This window comes from Arthrobacter sp. UYEF21 (assembly GCF_040546085.1).
Taxonomy (GTDB): domain Bacteria; phylum Actinomycetota; class Actinomycetes; order Actinomycetales; family Micrococcaceae; genus Arthrobacter.
In genome coordinates this window covers 62,837-81,042 of record NZ_JBEPNF010000014.1, presented here as the reverse complement: position 1 = coordinate 81,042, position 18,206 = coordinate 62,837, and the positions used below count along the sequence as shown (strand labels likewise).

At 63.1% G+C, this 18,206-nt stretch carries 17 protein-coding genes, 1 tRNA gene, 2 pseudogenes and 1 riboswitch; of the genes and pseudogenes, 9 read left to right on the top strand and 11 right to left on the bottom strand.

The genetic code is table 11. The features are described 5' to 3' along the window. The 6 genes from ABIB27_RS14715 to ABIB27_RS14690 form a co-directional block, all read right to left on the bottom strand. On the bottom strand, positions 1-1,950 hold the full coding sequence (locus tag ABIB27_RS14715; protein ID WP_354254141.1) for a DUF262 domain-containing protein: 1,950 nt from the start codon (positions 1,948-1,950) through the stop codon (positions 1-3). Then, a complete protein-coding gene (locus ABIB27_RS14710) occupies positions 1,947-3,452 on the bottom strand; it encodes a DUF262 domain-containing protein (RefSeq protein WP_354254139.1) in 1,506 nt (501 codons plus the stop codon). Before ABIB27_RS14710 ends, ABIB27_RS14715 begins: the two co-directional genes overlap by 4 nt. Before the next feature lie 369 nt (positions 3,453-3,821). Continuing rightward, a complete protein-coding gene (locus ABIB27_RS14705) occupies positions 3,822-3,950 on the bottom strand; it encodes a hypothetical protein (protein ID WP_354254137.1) in 129 nt (42 codons plus the stop codon). Between the two features lie 114 nt (positions 3,951-4,064). Then, complete coding sequence (locus tag ABIB27_RS14700) at positions 4,065-4,391, bottom strand: DUF6804 family protein (RefSeq protein WP_354254135.1); 327 nt, start codon at positions 4,389-4,391, stop codon at positions 4,065-4,067. Between the two features lie 337 nt (positions 4,392-4,728). Further along, complete coding sequence (locus ABIB27_RS14695) at positions 4,729-4,914, bottom strand: hypothetical protein (RefSeq protein ID WP_090579349.1); 186 nt, start codon at positions 4,912-4,914, stop codon at positions 4,729-4,731. Positions 4,915-5,748: 834 nt separating this feature from the next. Next, positions 5,749-5,835, bottom strand: a tRNA-Ser gene (locus tag ABIB27_RS14690). Positions 5,836-6,357: 522 nt separating this feature from the next. On the opposite strand from ABIB27_RS14690, the pseudogene ABIB27_RS14685 reads away from it, so the two are divergent. From ABIB27_RS14685 to ABIB27_RS14670, 4 genes and pseudogenes are all read left to right on the top strand, one after another. After that, a pseudogene (locus ABIB27_RS14685) lies at positions 6,358-6,738 on the top strand (HNH endonuclease signature motif containing protein); the annotation flags it as partial. Positions 6,739-6,875: 137 nt separating this feature from the next. Continuing rightward, on the top strand, positions 6,876-7,919 hold the full coding sequence (locus ABIB27_RS14680) for a zinc-dependent alcohol dehydrogenase (RefSeq protein ID WP_354216554.1): 1,044 nt from the start codon (positions 6,876-6,878) through the stop codon (positions 7,917-7,919). 3 nt (positions 7,920-7,922) lie between these two features. Next, positions 7,923-8,318, top strand: a complete 396-nt coding sequence (locus tag ABIB27_RS14675; protein WP_354216555.1) for a 6-pyruvoyl trahydropterin synthase family protein — start codon at positions 7,923-7,925, stop codon at positions 8,316-8,318. A gap of 2 nt (positions 8,319-8,320) precedes the next feature. Next, positions 8,321-9,391 carry a glycosyltransferase family 4 protein gene (locus ABIB27_RS14670; protein WP_354216556.1) on the top strand — a complete coding sequence of 357 codons (1,071 nt, stop codon included), beginning with the start codon at positions 8,321-8,323 and terminating at the stop codon, positions 9,389-9,391. 70 nt (positions 9,392-9,461) lie between these two features. On the opposite strand, the gene ABIB27_RS14665 is transcribed toward ABIB27_RS14670, so the two are convergent. Next, complete coding sequence (locus tag ABIB27_RS14665) at positions 9,462-9,968, bottom strand: nucleoside deaminase (RefSeq protein WP_354216557.1); 507 nt, start codon at positions 9,966-9,968, stop codon at positions 9,462-9,464. A gap of 130 nt (positions 9,969-10,098) precedes the next feature. On the opposite strand from ABIB27_RS14665, the gene ABIB27_RS14660 reads away from it, so the two are divergent. The 3 genes and pseudogenes from ABIB27_RS14660 to ABIB27_RS14650 all read left to right on the top strand — a co-directional run bounded on the left by ABIB27_RS14660 (position 10,099) and on the right by ABIB27_RS14650 (position 11,895). Then, the gene (locus ABIB27_RS14660) at positions 10,099-10,791 is read left to right on the top strand and encodes a phosphatase PAP2 family protein (RefSeq protein ID WP_354216610.1); all 693 of its coding nucleotides are present in this window, start codon (positions 10,099-10,101) and stop codon (positions 10,789-10,791) included. 41 nt (positions 10,792-10,832) lie between these two features. Beyond that, positions 10,833-11,468, top strand: coding sequence for a uracil phosphoribosyltransferase (gene upp, locus ABIB27_RS14655; protein ID WP_309812175.1), 636 nt, complete (start codon positions 10,833-10,835; stop codon positions 11,466-11,468). A 116-nt stretch (positions 11,469-11,584) separates the two neighbouring features. Further along, positions 11,585-11,895: pseudogene (locus ABIB27_RS14650) on the top strand (VOC family protein). Between the two features lie 210 nt (positions 11,896-12,105). Here the strand turns inward: ABIB27_RS14650 and ABIB27_RS14645 are convergent. From ABIB27_RS14645 to ABIB27_RS14630, 4 genes are all read right to left on the bottom strand, one after another. Beyond that, positions 12,106-12,549 (bottom strand): YdeI/OmpD-associated family protein, encoded by a 444-nt coding sequence (locus ABIB27_RS14645; RefSeq protein WP_354216558.1) that lies wholly within the window; start codon positions 12,547-12,549, stop codon positions 12,106-12,108. A 145-nt stretch (positions 12,550-12,694) separates the two neighbouring features. Beyond that, positions 12,695-13,399, bottom strand: coding sequence for an aggregation-promoting factor C-terminal-like domain-containing protein (locus ABIB27_RS14640; RefSeq protein WP_354216559.1), 705 nt, complete (start codon positions 13,397-13,399; stop codon positions 12,695-12,697). 5 nt (positions 13,400-13,404) lie between these two features. Continuing rightward, a riboswitch (cyclic di-AMP (ydaO/yuaA leader) is annotated at positions 13,405-13,559 on the bottom strand. Positions 13,560-13,652: 93 nt separating this feature from the next. Next, a complete protein-coding gene (locus ABIB27_RS14635; protein ID WP_354216560.1) occupies positions 13,653-15,188 on the bottom strand; it encodes a sensor histidine kinase in 1,536 nt (511 codons plus the stop codon). Positions 15,189-15,195: 7 nt separating this feature from the next. Next, positions 15,196-15,936, bottom strand: coding sequence for a response regulator transcription factor (locus ABIB27_RS14630; RefSeq protein ID WP_354216561.1), 741 nt, complete (start codon positions 15,934-15,936; stop codon positions 15,196-15,198). A 681-nt stretch (positions 15,937-16,617) separates the two neighbouring features. Between ABIB27_RS14630 and ABIB27_RS14625 the strand changes: the two genes are divergently transcribed. Further along, the gene (locus ABIB27_RS14625; protein WP_354216562.1) at positions 16,618-17,484 is read left to right on the top strand and encodes a winged helix-turn-helix domain-containing protein; all 867 of its coding nucleotides are present in this window, start codon (positions 16,618-16,620) and stop codon (positions 17,482-17,484) included. Between the two features lie 111 nt (positions 17,485-17,595). Then, positions 17,596-18,120: a SixA phosphatase family protein gene (locus ABIB27_RS14620; RefSeq protein WP_354216563.1), complete on the top strand. Its 525-nt coding sequence runs from the start codon at positions 17,596-17,598 to the stop codon at positions 18,118-18,120. Positions 18,121-18,206: the final 86 nt, after the last annotated feature.

Genomic DNA, 18,206 nt, shown 5'->3' with positions numbered 1-18,206 from the left:
CTACACAGGTAGCGGAGTGAAGAGCACCTCCCGCATGAGTGCTCCTTGCCGAGTGATCTGCTCGGGCCCCCACGCCTTGTCGATTCGCTGCAGCGCGCACATGTAGTGGAGCTTCAGGCTCTGATCGGCCTCGCCGTATTTCTCCACCTTCCAATCCGGTGTGTGGTCCGAGCGCCGAGAGTTCTCCGTCCTCGTCATCAGGCACAGGTTTCCCAAGTCGTTCACGACGGAGCGTTGCTCGTCGCTCTCGGCGAAGTTCGTCGCGAGGAAGTGCTCGATTGATGTGCGGTATGCGAACCGGAATCCTGTGGTGTTCACCGATGGCAGGCCGGCGGGGACCTGGCGACTTTGCTGCATCAACCACAGCTTGTAGTCGAGCAGGTTCAGTGCGAAGTGCGGGACGCCCGTGCCGCTGTCGAGTCCGTCTCCTGTGCGCAGGTCGAGGGCGCCGAGATCAGCCTCAGCCATCCGATGGATGTGGCGGATGAAGTCGCTGCCGTCGATGGTTCGAAAGTGCGCCCACTCGCCGTCGAGGTACGAGAGCAAATTGTAGAGGAACTCCTTGTAGACCCTGCCCTGATGCGTGACCTGGAACATTGCTTGTGCCATGAGCACCTGCTGGTTCTGCTCGAACGGGTTCCGAGGCGACAGCTTTGCCGAACGGCGCATCTCGGGTTGCGTGTGGTGCAGGTGGTGAATCACCCAGTTCGATCCATCGCTGCCCCCGGGCCCGTCGAGCGGCTTGATGACGAAGTTGTCGAACAGGAATTTCGTTCGAAGCAGCCTGAATGCGAATTTCAGCGCCCCCTGCGCCGTCGTGATGCTGCGTTCGAATTGCACTACGAGCCGCTTGTCGTCAAGCGCGACCCCCTGCGTGTCGCTCGCGCTTCCACTGGTATGGAGCCGAAGCACGTGCAGCAGGAAGTTCGGGAAGTCGATGATGGCCCCATATCGGCCCGCATCACCGTCGTCGAACTTGGAAGGGTCTGCGACGCTGGAGGATCCGTCCAAGGTGCCGAGGACAGAGTCCAGATCGACAGCTATGTGGCCCGGTTCGTTGCCGTGTTGTTGGACGGCGGCTGCGAACTCCTTGATGTTGCCAGGGAGGAACGTGCTCCAACCGGCGTCACCGATCTGGACAGGGTCGCCAAACAGCCGGGACCTATCGGCCGGACTGAAGCGCGCCTGCACGTGCCGCGAGAAATCCGAGCATGCATCCCAGATCGACGCGAACAGGGCCCTGCCCTGGACATCATCGCCGATGACTCCAAGCAGGTGCGCCTTGACGATCTCGTGTTTCTCGAGTTGTTCTCCTCGAGTATTCATCACCTCGAAGTAGTGGTTGAGGTCAGTATGAGGGGGTAGCTCGGTTAAGACGATCCGAACCTTGTCAAGCAGGAATGACAGCACACGATCGACGACGGACTCGGATTGTGCGTGCTCATGCATGCCTTGATCCCGGAGCGCGCGTAAAAGGCGCTTCTCGTCGCCGAGCAGGTTCATGACCGCGTCGGCGCCTGCCCTGATGCCGTCCTCCTGCAGCAGTACAGGCCCCGCGGGGGTCTTACGGGCGAGGGCGCCCAAGTCGAGATTCGATCGTTTGCGTTCTTCGAACGAGAGCAACCGATCCGTAATTTCGAATGGCTCCGGCAACTCGCCCAGCCTTTTACGAAGCGCGGGGTGCGTCATCGTGATGAAGAGTGTGGTTAGCCGTTGCTGTCCGTCGATGACCTCAAACACCGGGCGATTTGACTCGACGTCCCGAGCCTCGTGCAAAACGAGAGAACCGATGTAGTACGACGGGCGTTTGAGCACGCTCACGACATCACGGATGAGAGTCTCGATCTCGGGTTTCCCCCATGCGTAAGCGCGTTGATAGATTGGCACGCGGAACTCTCTCGTGCCGTCGAAGAGCTCGCGCACGGTCACGAACTGCGGCTGCCCGGTCATGCGACGGGCTCCGAACGGACTGTCCAGAGAGCGGCGATCGCGGCCACGTCGCGCTTGTTGTATCGTGACTCGTCGCTGCCATACGGCTTCGGGCGAGGAATCGCACGGTTGAGGACTTCGCGACTGGTGCGTGCGTCGCGGATTTCCTGGAACAAGTTGAGCGATCCATCTTCCCTTTTCGTTCCGAGGGCGTGGTCATTGATCGACTCTCGGCGCACAGCGAAAAGTCGCGCGCGAGGAACCATCACGAAGCGCCCTGCGAGCCCGGCGAAGGCCTCCCTATCCTGGTTCCCGAACCTGTCGGTGTAGTACAGCAGCAGGGCGTCTAGCAGACCGCGAACATAGCCATACCGCGATTGGTCGCCTCCTGGTCTACTATGCTGGTCGATGGCTTCGAGTACGGCCGAACGCGCATCGCCCCGTGAGTCGTGCAGCTCCGTGGGCAGACCGTCGTCGCTGAAGGACAAGAGGCCGAGTCGCACGCCGAGCGCGTAGTAGTGCGCCACCATGCGAAAGAAAGTCTCGCCGTTTAGGACCGGTTGATCGATCTGATGCGGGTATTCGATGGGTTCGAGCATGCCGAATTGAACCAGTGTGGCATTTTCGGAGCGGTAATCGTCGGTGAAGTTCTTGGCGTAGACGAACGGCCTTGCCCATCGGTTCTCGAGGTTCGCGACATCTCGCTCCCGAATGCCTTTGAACATGCCGATCGAATCGTTTGTGAATCCCGCCTTAGGCACTTCACGACCGCTCGACCATCGACGAATTTTGAAGAGGTACTCGCTGAAGAGTGCGTTCACATGGGCTGCGGGGATCTCCTCCCACGACTCGATCAGCTCTCGCTTGGCCGCCGCGTCGTGCAGACCGCTGCCGATTTCACGAAGGTGGAACGCCTTCAGCAGGTCGGTGGGGTAGAGGGGCCGTCCACGCGAGTTCTGGGAGTCGAACATCTGGAAAGCCTCATCAAGGTTCGCCAACGTGACCACGACGACCTCGCATCGGGAGAAGAGGGCCTCCGCGAAGTTGCGCACATGTTCGGCGCTCCACGTGCGGATGCTATCTCGCAGGTGCTGCGCATTATCGCGGACCCGCTGCGCAGTTTGTTCCGCGCCGAAAGGAGAGAGCGTGAGGGGCGCCAGTTCTCGCGCCCTCGGGTCATGCCCCGTATCTCGAAGCGCTCGAGCGAGGATATGCAGCGTCGTGAGGCGTTGCTGCCCATCGACGATGTCGAGCACCGCGCCTTCCTCAGCTCGGCGTGCATGTAGGATCACGGTACCTATGCGGTAGTCGCCCGTCCCCGTGAAGTGGCTGATGTCATCGACGAGCTCGGCCACATTGCGTGCACTCCAAGCGTAGGGCCGCTGGTAGTCGGGGATGCGGATGCGCGCGTTGGCAAGCAGATCCCGGACCTTCCAGACCGTGACGCGAGGCTCGCCGCCGTCGAGAGCAGCGTTCTGCGCTCCGTCGCGGTGATGGCTTGTGATGCTAACGTCGGCGGTCATCTTCTATCCTCCGTATCACGCTCTCCTGATAACGGTCCTTCAGCTGACCGATCCGCTTACCTTCGCGGGTGTTTCTTGGCACCGAGCACCCCCTAAATCGTGTCCCATTCTCGCGGGAAGCATATATGATTGCCGGGCGTCGCTATGCGTTGTGGGGGAACAACGGCGTGCGGGTCCTATGTGCGCACGGGCAACGCATTACCGCTTTCGTCTGCGCATAAGTTAACTAATGCCAGATCCGGCCGCATCGGAGTGAAGTGATCCCTTTGCTGGACCTGGGGCATTAATTCCAGCCGCCCTTGCGGGACGCGAGCGCCCGACCCGGATGTGGAACACGATCTGGAAGGGATGGGTGACGTCCTGAGATCATTAGCTCCGTGGCATGGTAACTTCGGCGTCGATGATCTCGGACTCCTCGGCCCGGTGTCCTGGCTTGGTCAGCTCAAGGCTGGCGAAGTGTTTTTGGAGTCGCTTGGACGTGGGGAGGAACGTGCCCAACGTGGGGCCTCCAGAGATAACTGCACCAGTGCTATGACGTGGTCGTGGCGGCGCCCGGCCGCGAGGCCCGCAGTTTGTAACCGGCGCCCAGAAAGAGCAAGAGGCTGTAGATATTCACGGCACCCCAGTTTTCACGCGGCATCGTGAACGGAACGAGGGGTTGAACACCACGGCCACAGCGGCCATGACCACGACCCAGAAAGTCCTGTGCTGGCCTTTGGCGATTACGATGATCCAGATCGCTGCCGCGGGCGCGGCCCACCTGAGAAGCTCGTAGTAGTGGTAGGACATGCGCTGCGGCGCGAGAAACATAAGGACGGACCCGACGACGGTCGGGATCACTGCCGGCCGCACTGTGATCAGCGGAACATCGTTCAGTTGAGCTTCCGAGAAACCAGGCGCCGGCGGCCACCGTTCCGTGCTGAAATTGTCGTGTCCCATGCGGCTCCTCCCGGCCTGCAGGCGCCTTCCGCGGAGCCCCGGATCATGCTAAACCCGGCCGGGCGGGTTTTGACCTGCAAAAAGCCGCCTGGGACCGTCCTGGTCCACTGGTCCCAGGAAGGTGTGCTGAGAACTCAGTTCTGACTTCCGGGTACCAGTTCAACTTGCCGGAGGCCGATGGCTCAGAACTTTTAACGGCGTGGAGTCGGGCTGGCTCCCAAAGGTGACAAGTGGACGCGAACACGCGTGACATGTCGCGTACTAGTGCTTTGAGTGAAGGGGGAGGTCGGCAGTAAGCCCGTACGGTCCTCGTGGTTCCCCGGCGCGGTGTGGCCGCTCAGCCCCGCGGCGGCTTCTTCGGGTTCCGTGTCTCGACGCTCTTCCAGGGACCGGGCGTCACTTTCGACGCTATGAAGTTCCCGAGGCCGTCATACTTGTCGAAGAGACCGCTCCGCTCGTTTTTCTGCTGATATCGGTCCTTCAGCTGACCAATCCGCTTGCCTTCGCCGGTGTTTTTTGCCACCAAGCACCCCCTAAATCGCGTCGAATTCTCGCGGGAAGTATATATGATCGGCGAGTGACGCCAATGCTTTCTGACGGAAACGACGGCGTGCGGGTTCTGTGTGGGTGGGGCAGACGTAAGCCGCTTTGTTCATCTACTAGATCGATGAAGGGCCGACTACGGTCTTTATCCGCGCACCAGTTAACAAATGGCAGATCCGGACCGACGCCGAGTTCGAGGCGATCCCTGGCCGCCGATGGGTACTCAGGCCAACCGTCCCAAACTGGGCGAGAGCCGCTCGGCCGCATTGACCTCGAACACGTGGTCATTGAAGGAACCCACAAACGTGGCAGTCAGTCTTCAAAGACTCACGGTCATCCCTGTTGCCTTTCAGATGAGAGCGGACAGTGCCCGCGACCTTCGTCCAGCCCCGTGAGACTGTCGCCGAATCCGGCATCTATTCCGCAGATTCTACCGACGAAAGCGGATGACAGCAGAAAACAGCCCTGCCCTGCGACTATCGAAGATGCTGCTAGCCCCCAGAACCCCCGAAATAGCCGTACTCTTAATCGGCTCATTTGCATATTCGGAGAGTTTCTCCCTTGATGCTTTTCGCTGATCGGAGCGTTTCCAACTCAGTTAGGGTGACCGCCCCTGTGCGGGTAAGTCCGTAACGGGTGTATGACGCTGCGCGTGGGACGCGGGGTTTGAAGGCCGAGCTGAAGGGGAAAGTTGCTGGCTGGCAGGGGCACAGAAGTTAAGTTTTGCCAATTCTTTGCCAATGAGCCTGCCCCAGGCAAAGCAAAAGGTCCTGCTTCCCTTTGTTTACAAGGGAAGCAGGACCTTTCTCATCGGCGGTGACGGTGGGATTTGAACCCACGTTGGCTTTGACACCAAACAACATTTCGAGTGTTGCACCTTCGGCCGCTCGGACACGTCACCAACCTGACTAGGGTACCGGAGCAAGGCTCACATCCCCAAAACGGCTGGTGATTGGGCTCGGTTTCACGTACCGGGGTTGCCATTGAGGACATCAGGCGCCTCGGTCGCAAAGTTATCCACATACGAGTTTTTCCTGACATCGTGTGCCGGACTCTCGCTGGATGATTTAGTTATGGAACGAAGAGCTGCGGTGGAGGTTGCGGAGGCTTTGGCTGCTTCTGCCACTGCGCTTGCTGTAGCTTTGCGGGGCACAGGATCTGCCGGAACGGGTCTGGTGGCGAAGCTGATCCGCTGCGGATGTTGGCGGATGATTTCCTGGACGGGTTAGCTGAGACTTCCCGGATTGACGCAAAGACGTCGGCACTGAGAGTCCATCTTGCGGCGGGCTACTCGCGTGCTGCGGAAGCCCTCGCGCGAGCAACCTGGCTCCTCGGGGGTAACTGCACCATCGACGTTAACGCCATCACCGGAGAGAACCCGAACCAGGCAGCTCCGACTATAGGTGGTTCCGACGGCGGTCCTGGTGGCTCCGGCGCTGGTGTTCCGTCGCCGCGCGCGCAGGTGCTGATCACGGTCCCAGTGATGGCTTTGCTGGGTGCGAGGGAGGAGCCGGCGATGTTGGACGGGTACGGTCCGATCCCGCCGTCGATGGCCCGGCGGCTGGTCGCCGACGGCGCGGACTCCTTCCACCGGGCCCTGATGGACCCGCGTGACGGTGCACCCCTGGAGATCGGGCGGGCCAGCTACCGGGTCACCAAAGCCCCACGACGCTGGCTCAGGCTGGGGGACGGGAGATGCCCCTTCCCGGGCTGTAATAACCAGTCCCTGGACAACGAAGCGGACCATGACCTGGCCTGCGCCAACGGCGGGACCACCGGGATCTCGAACCCTGGCCAGCCCTGCCTCGGACGGCTATCCCGAATGCCAACGGCCAGGGATCATCTGCCTATCCGGTGGAAACTCCTTAACGAGTGGCGCCATTGCCAGCAGCGTTGCGCGGTTCCGCCAGCCACCTCCAGCGGACTAGATTCATCAGCAAGATGGCTACTCCAGATGAACCAACCCCTCAGGCAGCTCAGGCAACGGCGTATTGGACCACCGGCCCGGAACACGGTGAACTCCGGGACGAGCTGTTGCATCCCCCGGGAGCGGGCGAAGCACTGGTACGTACGCTTTACTCCGGCATCAGCAAAGGCACGGAAATTGTGGTTCACACCGGCTCCGTCCCGCCTCGGGTGGCTGAGGCAATGCGTGCGCCACACCAGGAGGGATCGTTCCCGTCTCCAGTGAAGTTCGGCTACCTATCTGTCGGCATCGTTGAACAGGGCCCGGAAGACTGGATGGGCCAAAAGGTCTTCTGCCTGAGTCCCCACCAAGACCGCTACGTCATCGACACCGCCGCACTGACCAGAATTCCCGACGGCGTCCCCGCCCGCCGCGCCGTGCTCACCGGGACCGTGGAGACAGCCGTCAATGCACTGTGGGAAGCCGGACCGAGGCTCGGGGACAGGATCGCCGTCGTCGGTGCCGGGCTGGTGGGAGGCATGGTGGCCACACTCCTGCGCACATTCCCTTTGGCCCGCCTGCAGCTCGTGGACCTGGACCTGGAACGGAAGCAGCTGGCGGACAGGCTCGGCGTGGAATTTGCCCACCCGGATGATGCCGAAGCGGACTGCGACGTCGTATTCCACTGCTCGGCGTCGCAGGAGGGTCTGGAACGCAGCCTGCAACTGGCCGGCGACGAGGCCGATGTCATCGAAATGTCCTGGTACGCCAACCGCGGCGTCACCTTGCCGCTCGGCGAGGACTTCCATGCCCGCCGGCTCTCCATCAGGGCCAGTCAGGTGGGCGTTGTGGCTCGGGCACGACGGCATCGGCGAACGACCGCCGACCGCCTGAACCTTGCAGTATCCCTCCTCAAGGACCCCGTCTTCGACGCCTTCCTCACGGGCGCATCTCCCTTCTCAGACCTGCCGGACGTGGTGCAGAACCTGGCCACCGGACAACTCGAAGCCTTGTGTCACGTGATCGAATACCCCAACGCTGAAAAGTACAGTGATCCAGCCCCCGGAGACAGGACGTAGCCCGTGTTCAGCCTGACTATCCGCCGACATTTCATGATCGCCCACAGCCTCCCGCGCGAGGTCTTCGGCCCCGCCCAGGCCCTGCACGGGGCCACCTTCGTGGCGGAGGTGACGTTCCGGCGTCGTGCTTTGAACGAGGATGCGATAGTGCTGGATATCGGAGCCGCCGGCGGCATCATTGAAGGTGTCCTGGCGGGGCTCAATTACACCAACCTCGACGAGCACCCGGACTTCTTCGGCAGGCTGAGCACCACCGAGGCGCTGGCCGAATATATCGCCCAGGCCGTGGCAGGGCAGGTCGAGGACGACGCTGACGGCCGCGAGCTCGCAGGTATCGACGTCACCCTGCGCGAAAATCCTGACGCCTGGGCTTCCTGTTCCCTGGACCTGTCCGCCTGACCATGCGCGTCAGGTTCCTGGTTCCCGGCAACGTCCGCCACATCTCAGGCGGCAACGTTTATAACGCACGCCTCGTCGAGGGGTTGAGGACTTTGGGTGTCGACGTCGAGGTTCTCTCGGTGGAGGGGGAGTGGCCGGATGCCGGGATGAGTGACCGACGGCGGCTGGGCAGTCTGCTGGGAGCAGGCGAACCGGAGGCGGAGATCAAGTCGGCCGCGGTCACGGTGGTGGACGGGCTCATCGCGTGCGGTGCCCCTGAAGAGCTGGAGGCTGCCGCCGCTGCGGGGCGCAGCGCATGGGTGCTGCTCCATATGCCGTTCCCCAGCCATACCGACGGCGAGCAGCGGTCCCTGCAGGCAGCCGCTGGCGTGATCTGCTCCAGCACGTCAGCCGCTGACCACGTCAGGGAACTACACGGCTTTGCGACCAGCCGGGTGGCCCTGCCCGGCACGGATCCTGCGCCGGTTTCGGCGGGTTCGGACCCAGTACACATTATTTCGGTAGCCGCGCTGCTGCCCAACAAGTCCCAGATACTCCTGGTGGAAGCGCTCGCCAAGCTCCAGGACCTGGCATGGACGGCATCCCTGGTGGGCACGGACGACGCCGACCCCGCCTACGCGGCGCAACTCCAGGCTTCCATATCCTCGCACGGATTGGACGGCCGGATCCGGCTAACCGGTCAGCTCGCCGGACACGCCCTGACGGACGAATGGAACCGGGCCGACCTGAGCGTGCTTGTCTCCAAAGCCGAAGCGTTTGGTTTGGTGGTTACGGAATCGCTGGCCCGGGGAATCCCGGTCATCGTCCGTGCCGGCACCGGGGCTGTGGAAGCACTGGGCATGGGCGCCCGGCCGGTCCTGCCGGGAAGCGCCGTCGTCCTTGCCGGCAGCGAAAGCGGCGAGCCGGAGATTCTCGCAGGGACGATCCGGGAGTGGCTATCGGACCGCACTTTCCGAACGGATTGGCGAGCCGCAGCGCTTGATGCCCGGAAACATATGCCCCACTGGGAATCCACCGCGCGCAACGTAGCGGCGGTCCTCGGTGCGTTCCCGCAGGTGCCCCATCAGGCATGACCAAACATGCCACAACCGACCCGGGCTCTCGGGCGAAGCGCTATCTGTTGCCTAGAACTTGCCACGATACCTAGAGCTTGCCGCGGTGGGCGGCAAAGAAATCCCTCAGCAGGGCCCGGCACTCGTCCTCCCTGACGCCGCCGTAGACCTCCACCCAATGATTGAGCCGGCGCTCGCGGAGGACATCGAACACTGAGCCGGCCGCCCCGGCTTTCTCGTCCCAGGCGCCGAAAACCACTCGGGGAATCCTGGCCAGCACCACCGCTCCTGCGCACATGGCGCACGGCTCCAGCGTGACAACCAGTGTGCAATCTTCCAGCCTCCAGCCGTCGCCGGTGCCGCCATCCAGTTTCGACAGCGCACGCAGCCGGTCCGCTGCCCGGCGGATGGCGACCACCTCCGCGTGGGCGGTGGGGTCACCCAGTTCCTCCCGCTGGTTCCGTCCGGAACCCAGCAAGCCGCCGTCGGGCCCTATGACAACGGCACCGATGGGCACGTCCTCGGTGGCCAGTGCACGCCGGGCTTCGTCGAGGGCAAGACCCATCCACTCACTGTGTTTCTTATCGCCGGGGACCATGGCTCAATGATAGTTTCGAGGGATATCCATCCTTGCCACCCGCCGATGCCAGGAGGAACTCGTGGACGTCGATACATTCAGGGCCCGTGCCGGCCAGTGGTTCAGACCGTATGCCGCGTTGTGGGTCACCATGCTGGTGGGCGGCGTGCTGGTGGTGATCATGGCGCTGCTGGGTGCCGAGGTCTATGACAGCGTGGTGGACGACGCAGGGCTGACGTCCCTGGACCAGCCCGCTTTGGAGCTTTCCGAGAGCCTGCGGGCCCCCGCACTGGACGCGGGCGTCACAGCCTTTACTAATATTGGCGGCGGAATCGGCATGCCCATCCTGGCAAGCATCCTGACCGCCTGGCTCACCGTGCTGAGCAGGACCTGGCGGCCCATCATCCTGGTGGGCGGCGCGGCGGCCGTGTCCACCCTGGCCACCACAGTGGGCAAGCGTTTGGTTGGCCGCACCCGTCCCGACCATGCCGACGCGGTCCCGCCTTACGAGACGTCGCCCTCTTTTCCCAGCGGTCACACGTTGAACACCACTGTGGTGATCGGCGTAATTGTGTACATCATGTGCCTGCAATTCGAGATAACTTGGGCCCGCCTCACGGCGATCGCCGCAGGTTTGGTGTTCATCATCGCCATGGGCCTGAGCCGAGTCTTCCTGGGTCACCACTGGCTGACGGACGTGATGGCCGGCTGGTTCCTGGGGTTCGCCTGGGTGGGCATAGTGATCCTGGCACATCGGCTGTTCCATGTGCTGCGGAAACGGGAGCACGGAGGGCCGCCGCCAACGTTCGAGCACCCCGCCATCCGGGACGAGCAGCCGAGCTGACTCCTGGCAGGGGCTCCCCGCCCGGATGGTAGTTTTGACGCATGCGCACTCTCGTTGTGGACCACCCGCTGGTCGCCCATAAGCTCACCGTCCTGCGGGACAAGAACACACCGTCACCGGTCTTCCGGATGCTGACGGAAGAGTTAGTGACACTGCTCGCGTATGAGGCCACCCGCGACGTCCGCACGCAGCCTGTGACCATCGAGACCCCGGTGAGCACCACAGTGGGAACCGCCTTCACCAAGCCCACACCCCTGGTGGTGCCCATCCTCCGCGCGGGCCTGGGCATGCTGGAGGGCATGACCAAGCTCGTCCCCACAGCTGAAGTGGGATTCCTGGGCATGGCCCGCGACGAGGAAACCCTGGACATCATCACTTACGCCGAACGTCTCCCGGAGAACCTCACGGACCGGCAGATCTTTGTGCTGGACCCGATGCTGGCCACCGGCGGCACCTTGCGCGAAGCCATCAAGTTCCTCTTCAAACGAGGCGCCTCGGACGTGACCTGCATCTGCCTTCTGGCTGCGCCGGAAGGGTTGGCGAAACTGGAAGAAGAGCTTGCTGACGCGAACGTGACCATCGTCCTGGCCTCCATCGACGAGAAGCTCAACGAGAAGTCCTACATTGTGCCGGGACTCGGCGACGCAGGGGACCGGCTGTACGGCATCGCTGGCTAAAGCAGCGGACCCTCAGAAGGCACGGCACGGTGCGGTGCGGTTTAGGAGGGTAGGTGCGGGCGGCAGCCCCGGCTGCGCGTGCCGGGCTCGATGGTTCCGACTGCGAGTACCCGCCGGTGACGGACAGGGTTGGCTTCAATGCGGACTTCGATGAGCGGCCCAGCGAGTCCATCCGCTTTGTCCAGCTGACACCCCGGCTCCGCGTGCGCAATCTGCATCGGCGAGGGACTCACAGACGCGCCGCCAGGTACGGCACCCAGCCCGCAGCTCGTGGTCAGCGACATCCGTGCCGCCCATGACCGCCTCCAAAACAAGGGTGTCGCCGTGAGTGAAGTGGACGTTCAGGACTGGGGCCATTTCGTGTCTTTCGGGGATCCCGACGGCAACAAGTGGGCTGTGCAGTAACATCCCTGGCCGTGAGGCCTAGGGCAAAATGGAGAGATGAACAACCCAGCCCTTTGCCGCCCGTGCGCTTTCCTGCCGGGCAGCCCTCTTCGACATGGAAACGAGTGCGCTGCGGGCATTCGGACGGTAGCCATAGGCCCCAACGCCGGTCAACTGCTTGACGGAGTCCTATATATCCCGGACTACGGCTGGGTAGACGCTTCCCTGGAGGCGGACGGCGAGGGCCAACAAATCATTTCTTCCCGGCTTTGAGATCGGCTACAACCTTCGCGATCCGGCGGGCGCGGGTTTCCGCTGTCCTGGCATCGGCGATGGGCTCCACGTACCGCCGCTGGGTGCTGTAATTCAGCGTGGCATAGAACGCCTGGGCATCCGGTTCGGCGGCCAGGGCTGCGGCCAGGTCGTCAGGGACCTCAATGATGCGCGGCTGCGTGTCCAGTTCCACGTCCACCTCGACGGTGTCGCCGGACGCCACTCCGGTGAATTCACGGTTGGCGGCGCTCACGCCAACCAGGTTCTGCCCGCCCATGACGGCAATGCTGCTCCGGTAACTCCTGCCGTTGATGGTCACCACCACCGGCGGACGCTTGCCTGCACCGAGCGCCGCGACGACCTCCTCGGGAACTTCAATGCCCGCCTTGTTGCCGCTGCCCAGAACCGTGGTGGTGAATTTCATGGCCCCAGTATGCCGCGGCGCCCGAAGCCAGGGAAGCGCGGATCCCGAGGACAACCTGCTGAGTAAGCCGGGGATGCAGGACAGCAGGCCCTGAACCGGGGGATTCAGGGCCTGCTGTGGCTGTTGGGATTCCGGAGAATCGTGCTTAGTACCAGTTGTGCGACAGGTGGAAGTTCAGCGCACCGCACGGTGACTGGTAGCGCTCCTGGATGTAGTTCAGGCCCCAGTTGATCTGCGTGCGGTAGTTGGTGAGGTAGTCAGCGCCGGCGCTCGCCATCTTCTCGGCGGGCAGTGATTGGACGATGCCGTACGCGCCGCTGCTTGCGTTGGTGGCGGTGGTGGTCCAGTCAGATTCCTTGGTCCACAGCGTCTGCAGGCATGGCATCTGGTCAGCGGACCAGCCGCGGCTGGCCAGTTGGCCCGCAGCATAAGCCTGGGCTCCGGCGGGATCGTTAACGGCCACAACCGGCGCGGGCTCGGGTGCCGGAGCGGGAGCGGGGGCTGGCTCGGGTTCCGGTGCAGGAGCCGGTGCGGGAGCCGGCGCAGGTGCTGGTTCGGCTGCCTGCGGGGCAACGCTGATCTCGGGCGCTGCAGGTGCCGGTACGGGATTCGCCAGCATCTCGGCCTTTTCCATGCTCAGCTTCGAGTCGGCTTCCGCAGTGGACAACTGCTGCGTGTCGCTGGCTGCTGTCATCGTGTTGGACTCGGACGCGTGGCCCGCTGCGCCCAACCCGATGAGCATGGCGCTCGCCGCGGTGAGCACGGCTACGCGCTTCCCCAGGGACGGAAACTTGTTGCGAAGCGTGGTGCCGCCGCCGACTGGGCGTGTTTGTACCTTGGATTTAGACATGATGGATCGCCTCTCACACCTGCGGAGTTAGCTGTCGGGTTCGGATGAGGGCATCCGGCCACACGGAAATTCAGTGCTGGCTTTACCCCAAGGGCATTACGCCCGGGACTCTGGGTCCCCCGCCTCTGCCTGGTCAAGCGGAATCCGGTAAGCGGCAGAGCTTGGCGTCATCCGGATATGCGGCCCGAATGGGATCCGCACTCTATCGACGGTACAGGAGCTCAGCACTGAAGTCACATTTTGGTAACAGGAATCACGGCGACGGCGCGTTGCCTTGCAGCGCAGCGGCCCCGGCGGGTAGGCGCAGCACGAACTCCGTGCGTCCGGGGCGCGACTTCACCTCCACGGTGCCGCCATGCGCCTCAATAATCGACTGAACGATGGACAAGCCCAGTCCACTGGTGCCCTCGGAAGCCCCCGGCCCGGACTCCGGCGCTGTGCCCTTGCGGGCGGCGTCTGCGCGGGCAAACCGCGAGAAAACGTGGTCCACGAAGTCCGGCGGGATGCCCCCGCCGTCGTCCGTCACCGAAATTTCGGCATTGCCATCGGCGGACTTCCGCACGCTGCTGACCACGGTGGTCCCTGGTGTGGTGTGTTTGCGTGCGTTGGAAAGGAGGTTCACCAGTACCTGGCGCAGCTGGGACGCGTCGCCGTTGACGGAGAGCGGCTCGTACGGAAGTTCTAAGTGCCAGTGGTGATCCGGCGCGATCACCTTTTCATCGCTGACCGTTTCGATGACGAGCTGGGTGAGATCAACCTCGCTGAGTTTCAGGGGCTGCCCCTCGTCGAGCCGGGCCAGCAGCAGCAGATCCTCCACCAGCGTGGTCATGCGTTCGGACTGGCTCTGCACCCGTGCGAGCGATTTCCTGCCATCCGGTGTGAAGTTCTCGGTCATGCGCATCAGCTCTGTGTAGCCCCGGATGGCGGTCAGCGGTGTGCGCAGTTCATGGGAGGCATCGGCTACGAACTGCCGCACCTTGGTCTCGCTCCGCTGCCGCGCTTGGAGGGCATTGGCGACGTTGTCCAACATTAGATTCAGGGCGTGGCCCACACTGCCCACTTCAGTTCCGGGATTGGCGTTCGACGGCGGGATCCGCACGGCGAGTGCCACCTCGCCAGCGTCCAGCGGGAGTCTGGCCACCTGGGTGGCTACTTCAGAGAGCTGCTCGAGGGGCTTCATGGTGCGCCGGATCAGAACCGTGCCGGCCAGCCCGATCAGCAACAGTCCGCCCAGGGAAACGAACACGAAAGTCCACACCAGCGAAGCCAGGGTGCCCTCCTTGGCCGCCAGCGGAAGTCCGGTGACCAGGAGATCGCCGTATCTGGTTTGGACAGCCAGAATCCGGTAATCCCCGTTGGACAGGGAGCGGTCCACGGGGTTGCCGTTGTGCGTCAGCTCGAGCAGGGTTTCCTTGTCTTTGGCGTCGAGGGCCAGGCGCGTGGTGTCCGAGTCCAGGTATCCGCCACTGATGATCTGGCCGTTCAGGATGCGTGCATTGAGCGTCCCCACACTCTGCCCACGGGAGTCCAGGGGATCGGGCCTGCCGTTGAAGCCACCCAAGGGCTGGCGGCCAGGATCATTCGAACGTTTCGCAGCCTGGCTCAGCTGGTCATCCAGCTGCCTGGTCAGAAAAGAGCCCATAGACGCATAGCTGAACAGCCCGACCGCGCCGCAGATGGCCACCAGCAGTGCCATGGCCAGCAGGATCAGGCGGGTGCGCAGATGCCAGGTGGACGGTTTCAGCCAGCTGCGGGCCGGTGCCGTGGTTGTTGGTGGCGGAGTGGACATGGAGCTGCTACTCCGCCGGCTTGATGACGTATCCAGCGCCGCGCACGGTGTGGATCATGGGCGGCTGCGCGGCGTCCACCTTTTTGCGCAGGTAGGAAATGTAAAGCTCCACAATGTTGGCCTGCCCGCCGAAGTCATAATTCCAGACCCGGTCCAGGATCTGGGCCTTGCTGATCACGCGTTTGGGGTTTTCCATGAGGTAGCGGAGAAGCTCGAACTGTGTTGCCGTGAGCTGGAGTTCGTCCCCGGCCCTGGTGACTTCCCGCGTATCGATGTTGAGTACAAGATCACCCACCACCAGTTCGGCGGTGTCCATGGCGGCAACTCCGGACCTCTGGACCAGGCGGTGCAGCCGCAGCAGGACCTCTTCCATGCTGAAGGGCTTGGTGACGTAGTCGTCCCCTCCGGCGGCCAGGCCCGCGATCCGGTCGTGGACAGCGTCCTTCGCGGTCAGGAAGAGCGCAGGTACCTCCGGCGCAAAGGCGCGGATCCTGCCCAGCACCTCGACGCCGTCGAACCCTGGCAGCATCACGTCCAGTACCAGCACGTCCGGACGGAACTCCTTGGCAAGCTTGACGGCCTCCGGGCCGTCCGCGGCTACGGCAACAGACCAGCCGGCCATCCGCAGCCCCATGCTCATGAGTTCGGAAAGGCTGGGTTCGTCGTCGACTACGAGAGCGCGGATAGGGGAGCCGTCGGGGTGCGTCAGCTGCGGCAGGTTGTTGGTCATGGAGTGCGAAGTAGCCATGGGACAACTCTCTGATCTGTGGGTTAGTTCACCCTGCGGCGTTCCTGTGCGCAAGCTGTGAATCCCAGCCTAGCGAGCTGGACGGACCGGGGCGCCGCTGGGCGGTCCTATGCGGAAAGCGTCACCGCGGTGGCACGAATCACTCTCCAAATCCGCAACAGGCAGTCGCAGGGGCATTTTCAGCCGCCGGGCGCCTTCGCGGTTGGACAGGGAGCAAAACGGCATAGGCGATTTCAGTAATCCATGCCTTTATGAATTTCACCAGATGGACTGGGGTACCTGCCGAACAATGTTCGCGAGGAGGGTGCCCTTTGGCTTCTTTCGCAGATAACGACTGTTATTTTGTGGTCCTGACAGAATTGTGATCTACAACACAGTTGGACCGCTTGTCTCACAATGCGGAACATTAGGGCCTTTGTTACTTGCAAGTTCTCATTGTTACGTTGCACACTTTCAATTGTGAACAAGAACTCAACGGCACCTGCAGCCGCAGAATATTGGCCCAGCACATCCGCTGCTGCCGACATGCGCTGTTGTCGAATGCACGCCTGACCTTCAGATCCCACCAAGTTCTTAGGCATTCGCCCCCAGTCCGGATTCGGGTGCCCCTCCCAGATTTTCAGTGCGGGAAACCCAGCATTCGAGCCGTCGTAACGGCCATTCACATTGAGGTAAGCATTCATGTCAGTTGCATCCGGATACGTCCACATCTCCGTCCGTAACGCAGGTAAGCCCAGCCAGGCCCCGGGTCTCCGCCAAGGTTTTGGTACCCGTTCGGGGTTCGCCCCGGCCGCCCCCGGAACCAGCTTTCCCGCCCCCGGCTACGTACCTCAGGGCTACAACCCCAACTCCTACGGCCAGCTCCGCGCCGTCCAGCCCAACGAGGCCGCGCCGCTCACCGCGCCGACGCCAGTTGTGGCAGGGGCCAACGCCGTGCGGCCCGTCGCCAACGACAACGCGGCCCGCGGCTTTGTGCTCTACATGGGCATCGATGAGGAAACCGCAGCGGCTGCCGGAACCTCCATCGCCAAGCTCGCCCAGGAAATCCGAGCCTACGCACAGTCCCTGGTGACCGGTGCCGAAAGCTACGCTGCCGTGGCCATGGCCCCGACCGGCACCCCGGGTTCCGCGCTCGACGTCGTCCGCTCCACGTTCGGTGACCCCACCGTCAATGCCCAGAAGCGCACCGAGACCGCCCGGCTCCAGCAGTCCGCCGAGCCCCGTCCGTCCGGCGTCCTCATTGACCTGGCCCGCCGTGAAGTCCACCTCGACGGCGAATCATTGAACCTGACCTTCAAGGAATTCGAGCTCCTCAACTACCTTGTGGAAAACGGCACTCGCACCGTTGGCCGCGATGAGCTGCTCGAGGGCCTGTGGCGCAACGCCGAGGAAGTCCCCAACGAGCGCACCATCGACGTCCACATCCGCCGCCTCCGCTCAAAGCTTGGCCGTCTGGCCAACACTGTGCGCACGGTCCGCGGCCAGGGCTACCGCTTCTACGAGCACCCCGAAGTAGTGGTCTGGGCCGCTCCGGAATACTCGATCTAGGCCTTTAGCGACGCACGAAAGCGCCTGCCCGTTAGGGTCCGTGACGACTGGTCACCGTGGCGGTGCTCGACGGCGCCGGGGCTCCGGGCGCGTGGGCATTAGGCTTGGGAGATGAACGACCACCACATTAAACGCCTGGTGATCATGCGCCATGCCAAGGCTGACTGGCCCGGCGACGTGGCGGATCACGAACGGCCGCTGGAGGAACGCGGGCACCGCGAAGCGCCCCTTGCCGGGAAATGGCTGGTCAAACACGGCATCCTGCCGGACTTCATCCTCTGCTCCAGTGCGCTGCGCACCCGCCAGACGTGCACCTGGGTGTGCTCCGAACTGGGGGATAAGGCCCCGACGCCGAAACTTGAGGACGGTCTGTACGCCGCCTCCGCACTGCGGATGCTCACCGTGGTCAACCATGTGCCGGACACTGTCACCACCCTGATGCTCATCTCGCACATGCCCGGAGTCCAGGACCTGGCGATGCACCTGGCGTCGCGGGACTCAAACCACGACGCCTACATGGACGCCGCAACGCGCTATCCCACGAGTGCACTCACCGTCCTGGAAACTGAAAAGTCCTGGGCCGAACTGGACGGCCAGGACGCCCGGATCACCAAATTCAAGGTTCCGCGCCACTGACCCGGAGCTGCGCCGCTTCGCTGACCCCGCGTCCAGCCTGTGTTCGGCTTTGGTACATCGAAGGGGCAGTCTGTCAGAGTTGAACG

What these genes read in the sequence shown, in the direction of transcription:
- ABIB27_RS14715 (WP_354254141.1), bottom strand. Translation starts at nt 1,950, where the DNA reads ATGACCGGGCAGCCGCAGTTCGTGACCGTGCGCGAGCTCTTCGACGGC.
- ABIB27_RS14710 (WP_354254139.1), bottom strand. Translation starts at nt 3,452, where the DNA reads ATGACCGCCGACGTTAGCATCACAAGCCATCACCGCGACGGAGCGCAG.
- ABIB27_RS14700 (WP_354254135.1), bottom strand. Translation starts at nt 4,391, where the DNA reads ATGGGACACGACAATTTCAGCACGGAACGGTGGCCGCCGGCGCCTGGT.
- ABIB27_RS14680 (WP_354216554.1), top strand. Translation starts at nt 6,876, where the DNA reads ATGGCTACTCCAGATGAACCAACCCCTCAGGCAGCTCAGGCAACGGCG.
- ABIB27_RS14670 (WP_354216556.1), top strand. Translation starts at nt 8,321, where the DNA reads ATGCGCGTCAGGTTCCTGGTTCCCGGCAACGTCCGCCACATCTCAGGC.
- ABIB27_RS14665 (WP_354216557.1), bottom strand. Translation starts at nt 9,968, where the DNA reads ATGGTCCCCGGCGATAAGAAACACAGTGAGTGGATGGGTCTTGCCCTC.
- ABIB27_RS14660 (WP_354216610.1), top strand. Translation starts at nt 10,099, where the DNA reads ATGCTGGTGGGCGGCGTGCTGGTGGTGATCATGGCGCTGCTGGGTGCC.
- upp (WP_309812175.1), top strand. Translation starts at nt 10,833, where the DNA reads ATGCGCACTCTCGTTGTGGACCACCCGCTGGTCGCCCATAAGCTCACC.
- ABIB27_RS14645 (WP_354216558.1), bottom strand. Translation starts at nt 12,549, where the DNA reads ATGAAATTCACCACCACGGTTCTGGGCAGCGGCAACAAGGCGGGCATT.
- ABIB27_RS14640 (WP_354216559.1), bottom strand. Translation starts at nt 13,399, where the DNA reads ATGTCTAAATCCAAGGTACAAACACGCCCAGTCGGCGGCGGCACCACG.
- ABIB27_RS14635 (WP_354216560.1), bottom strand. Translation starts at nt 15,188, where the DNA reads ATGTCCACTCCGCCACCAACAACCACGGCACCGGCCCGCAGCTGGCTG.
- ABIB27_RS14630 (WP_354216561.1), bottom strand. Translation starts at nt 15,936, where the DNA reads ATGGCTACTTCGCACTCCATGACCAACAACCTGCCGCAGCTGACGCAC.
- ABIB27_RS14625 (WP_354216562.1), top strand. Translation starts at nt 16,618, where the DNA reads ATGTCAGTTGCATCCGGATACGTCCACATCTCCGTCCGTAACGCAGGT.
- ABIB27_RS14620 (WP_354216563.1), top strand. Translation starts at nt 17,596, where the DNA reads ATGAACGACCACCACATTAAACGCCTGGTGATCATGCGCCATGCCAAG.